At 38.1% G+C, this 4,285-nt stretch carries 5 protein-coding genes; 4 read left to right on the forward strand and 1 reads right to left on the reverse strand.

Annotated features, from left to right (window positions below):
* The coding region (locus ACXYMX_RS16900; protein WP_459045415.1) for a helix-turn-helix domain-containing protein at positions 1 to 379 on the reverse strand (379 nt) is incomplete at its 3' end.
* Between the two features lie 51 nt (positions 380 to 430).
* On the opposite strand from ACXYMX_RS16900, the gene ACXYMX_RS16905 reads away from it, so the two are divergent.
* The 4 genes from ACXYMX_RS16905 to ACXYMX_RS16920 all read left to right on the forward strand — a co-directional run bounded on the left by ACXYMX_RS16905 (position 431) and on the right by ACXYMX_RS16920 (position 3,980).
* The gene (locus ACXYMX_RS16905) at positions 431 to 1,012 is read left to right on the forward strand and encodes an IS66 family transposase (RefSeq protein WP_459045416.1); all 582 of its coding nucleotides are present in this window, start codon (positions 431 to 433) and stop codon (positions 1,010 to 1,012) included.
* 939 nt (positions 1,013 to 1,951) lie between these two features.
* Positions 1,952 to 3,031 (forward strand): IS21/IS408/IS1162 family transposase, encoded by a 1,080-nt coding sequence (locus ACXYMX_RS16910; RefSeq protein ID WP_459045417.1) that lies wholly within the window; start codon positions 1,952 to 1,954, stop codon positions 3,029 to 3,031.
* Positions 3,028 to 3,783, forward strand: a complete 756-nt coding sequence (gene istB, locus ACXYMX_RS16915) for an IS21-like element helper ATPase IstB (protein ID WP_459045418.1) — start codon at positions 3,028 to 3,030, stop codon at positions 3,781 to 3,783. The genes ACXYMX_RS16910 and istB overlap by 4 nt, the downstream gene beginning before the upstream one ends.
* Positions 3,780 to 3,980: a hypothetical protein gene (locus ACXYMX_RS16920; protein WP_459045419.1), complete on the forward strand. Its 201-nt coding sequence runs from the start codon at positions 3,780 to 3,782 to the stop codon at positions 3,978 to 3,980. The genes istB and ACXYMX_RS16920 overlap by 4 nt, the downstream gene beginning before the upstream one ends.
* The last annotated feature ends 305 nt before the right edge of the window (positions 3,981 to 4,285 follow it).

A 4,285-nucleotide genomic window follows, 5' to 3' on the forward strand; every position in this document is an offset into this window, starting at 1 on the left:
GTTCTTCAACTGCTTCATACTGACGAACTTTTTTTGTCTTTGCAATTTGGTATTCTTCACGAATCTCATTAACATAAAGTCTAGTTGTACTGTCAGCCACTTTAAGATCTGGATACCTTTCCAATAACCAATCCTTTATTTGTGCGGCGCTCAAATGTGGATACTCCTTTAACCAAGCTATAATCCACTCTTTATACTCATCAAGAATCTTTTTTCTGGTACTCAGTGAATTAGCCCACTCTGTCGCCTCTTCAAAAGACATTTCTAAATATTTATACACTGTTGTTCTCGATATCTTTAGTTGTTCAGAAATCTGTAGAATTGAAAACTTTTGTTGAGCCATTTGTTGAATTTCTAGATATAACATTAATTTTTTCACCTTTCGATCCCCCTAATCTTAACTATAAGTATAGATTAGTAGGGTTATTTAGTGTCGAAAAGTGTTCAATCTTGTTTGGCGATAACTGTCCATTCTAGTATAGCGTTTACAACGAGCGGTGTTTCGGAAAAGCCGATTGTACTTTTTGATTACCGTGCAAGTCGTTCAAAAGAAAATCCACAGAGTTTTTTGATGGGGTATTCAGGCTATCTACATGTCGATGGATATGCAGGTTATGAATCACTTCAACATATTGAACTCGCAGGCTGTTGGGCACATGCGCGTAGGAAATTTGATGAAGCCCTCAAAGCATTAAAAGGAGCACCTCCTGGTGCGACTCGATCTACTATTGCTAAAAAGGGACTTAATTTCTGTAATCAATTATTTACAATTGAACGCAAAATAAAGGATAAAAGCGCTACAGAGCGCTTAAAAATAAGGTTTAAAGACAGTCAGCCTGTGCTGGATGCTTTTTTGGCATGGCTCAATGAACAAAAAGAAGTCGTGGCGCCCAAATCGGCAACCGGTTCAGCGATCACGTATACGTTGAATCAATGGCGAAAGCTAACGACTTTCATGAAAGACGGACGAGTGAAAGGTACCTGTGCCAGGTCCAATTATGAATACTCATGACTTATGGATAAAAACCCAAGAGGACATCGACAAATTTCTATATAGTCGGTGTCCTCTTTCAATTTTTATGCAATTGTAGTGTATTGTCTGAATAGTGTCTAGCACAGGTACCTGAAATTCAGAGACCGTATTTCTTGAGTGGCCAGTACTAGAACTAATAGTTCTTTGACTAATGCCATCAAAATATAGTTCCAGAATCTTTCGATAATTAACCATAAAAAAACCTCCTGTATATTAGTGTCATGCTGATTTGCATGCTACTTTATTATACAAGAGGTTTTACTATATATAGTGGCTCTCTGTTCCGCACTTGGTGGCTCTATCTTCCGCAGTGACTGGCTCAAAACTCCGCACAAGTGGCTCAATTCATCTGCAATATTCAGATCCCCCTAATCTTAACTATAAGTATAGATTAGTAGGGTTATTTAGTGTCGAAAAGTGTTCAATCTTGTTTGGCGATAACTGTCCATTCTAGTATAGCGTTTACAGGGAGTTGCTTGCAAGGTATCTGTGTCAGGTCCAATTATGAATATTCATGACTTATGGATAAAAAACCAAGAGGCCATCGACTAATTTCTATATAGTCGGTTCCCTCTTGGATTTTTATGCAATTGTAGCGTATTGTCTGAATAGTGTCTAGCACAGGTACCTGAAATTTAAAAAACATTTTTTACCATCTACGGAATTATCATTACAGTCAAAGATATGTTAATTTCACTCGATATAATTGAAAAAAAGGTACCTGTGTGTCAGGTCCAATTATGAATATTCATGACTTATGGATAAAAACCCAAGAGGACATCGACAAATTACTATATTATTCGGTGTCCTCTTTCAATTTTTATGTAATTGTAGTGTATTGTCTGAATAGTGTCTAGCACAGGTACCTGAAATTTGGCCGGCTCAACTCTAGCAATTATTGATCGGTCAACAGGAGAAATGATTCCAGCATACGTCTTTATTGCGACATTACCATACAGCCAATTTAGTTATGTAGAGGCATTTTTAGATATGAAGTCCGCTTGTTGGCTGATCGCTCACCTTCATGCATTTGAGTACTTTGAAGGCGTTCCTGAAACCCTAGTTCCCGACAATTTGAAGACAGGGGTTACAAAAGCTCATCGAAGTGAGCCTGTTCTAAATGAAGCCTATCGTGAACTAGCAGATTATTATCGTACAGTTATTATTCCGAGCCGTGTTCGGAAACCAAAAGATAAAGCGAGTGTTGAAGGAACTGTTGGTTACATTTCTAGGCAGATTATCGCTCCGCTAAGGAATTACCAGTGTTTCCATATCGAAGATTTAAATCAACGAATCTTTGAAAAGTTAGAAGAAATCAATACTTCCGATTTTCAAAAACGACCTGGTTCCCGTAAAAAGGTGTTTGAGGAAGAAGAGAAATCCTACCTTCAGCAGCTTCCTCTAACACGCTATAAACTATCGGAATGGAAAACAGCAAAAGTCCAACTGAACTACCACATCCAAGTTGAACGAATGTATTATTCCGTTCCATATGATTATGTCCGGGAGTCTGTCGACATTCGACTAACTACGGATTTAATTGAAGTTTACTTCAAAGAAGCCCGAATTGCATCTCATAAACGATTAAATGGTGAAATGGGACAGTTTTCTACAAATACAGATCATATGCCCGATAATCACCGACTATATTTTGAACATAACCCTGAAAATAATAGACAGTGGGCAGAAACAATTGGACCATCTGTGGAGAAGTTTGTTACTCAGATTTTGAAAGTGAATGTGGAGAAGAAAGCCCTAAATATACTTGGGACACTCAGAAACTTAGAAATAAAATACCCCGGAGAAGAACTAGAAAAGGCAACTACAATATTACTTGAAATATCAACAAACCCTACTGTTTCTGTTCTGAAGGGCATATTGGATAGAAGTAGAAAACGAAAACAACAGTCAAAAACAGATACTAGTAGCCGTAAAATGGATGCCGATGACCATGGGTTTATTCGTGGCGCTCAATACTTTGGGAGGAATGAAAAATGATGAATGAAGAAACACTACGCAAATTAACAGAAATGAAAATGGGTGCCATGGCAGAATTATATCAGCAACAAGGACAAAATAATGACTACAGTAAAATGGATTTCGATGATCGTTTTAACCTGATGGTTGATTTTGAATATGATCGTCGTAAATCAAATAAACTGGAACGTTTGATTAAGCAAGCCACATTTAACGACCCAACAGCCGCTATTGAAGATATAGAATATCATCCTGATCGCAATTTGGATAAAAAACTAATCCTTGAGTTGGCGTCAGGAAATTATATTCAGAATCACCATAACATTATACTAATGGGTGCATCGGGAAACGGAAAGACCTGGATATCAAACGCCTTTGGCGTTCATGCTTGTCGTCAATTTTACAAAGTGAAATATATTAGATTACCTGAATTACTTGATGAATTAGCTGTAGCAAAATATGAAGCGGACGGAAGTTTCCGTAAGCTCATCCAAAAATATCGAAAGATAGATTTATTAATCCTTGATGAATGGTTATTAACTGACCTTTCGGAGGAACATGTCCTTCATGTGCTGGAAATCATTGAAGCGAGATTTAAAAGAGCATCTACGGTTTTCTGTTCACAGTTTTCACCAGAAGGATGGCACTCAAAGTTAGGACAGGCACAGGTAGCTGATGCGATTCTTGACCGCATCGTTCATGATTCCTACAAGATCTTAGTTGATGGCGAAGTTTCGATGAGGGAGCGACATGGATTGGGGGGACCTAAATGATTCCGTCAGAGGTTGAAAATCGTGTAGCCAAGTATTTTTTTCACATGTATTTACCTGATGAAGTGATGATGATAGTAGAAGAGAAGCTGTTGTCCACCTGCGTATGGATTGAGGATGAAGATATAGATCATAATGAACTTGTTGGTTGGGCCATTGATATTATTGACAAGCATTTAGAAGATAAAACCTTCAAATGAAACTAACAGCCATTGGACGGTAACACGCCAATGGCTGTTTATTAATTTTCACCTGTATCAACCAGTGGCTTCCTTCTCCGCACTTACTGGCTCTTTCTTCCGCAAACGGTGGCTCAAAACTCCACACTAGTGGCTCATTCTGTCCGCAATACTCACATGGTGTGTAGTGCAAAATAGAAGTACAGAGTTTTGCAAAGGAAAAATACATAACGCTGCAACTCTTAAACAATAAAAAAGGCTTGCCAGCCTTCCAAAATTTCTCTACTGTATTGGTGTCGAATCAAATCAGTGGAGGTTGAGAGGAA

This window comes from Sporosarcina sp. CAU 1771 (genome assembly GCF_054482775.1).

Excerpts from the sequence above, each read along its gene's own strand:
- ACXYMX_RS16910 (WP_459045417.1), top strand. The coding sequence starts at position 1,952 with ATGATTCCAGCATACGTCTTTATTGCGACATTACCATACAGCCAATTT.
- istB (WP_459045418.1), top strand. The coding sequence starts at position 3,028 with ATGATGAATGAAGAAACACTACGCAAATTAACAGAAATGAAAATGGGT.
- ACXYMX_RS16920 (WP_459045419.1), top strand. The coding sequence starts at position 3,780 with ATGATTCCGTCAGAGGTTGAAAATCGTGTAGCCAAGTATTTTTTTCAC.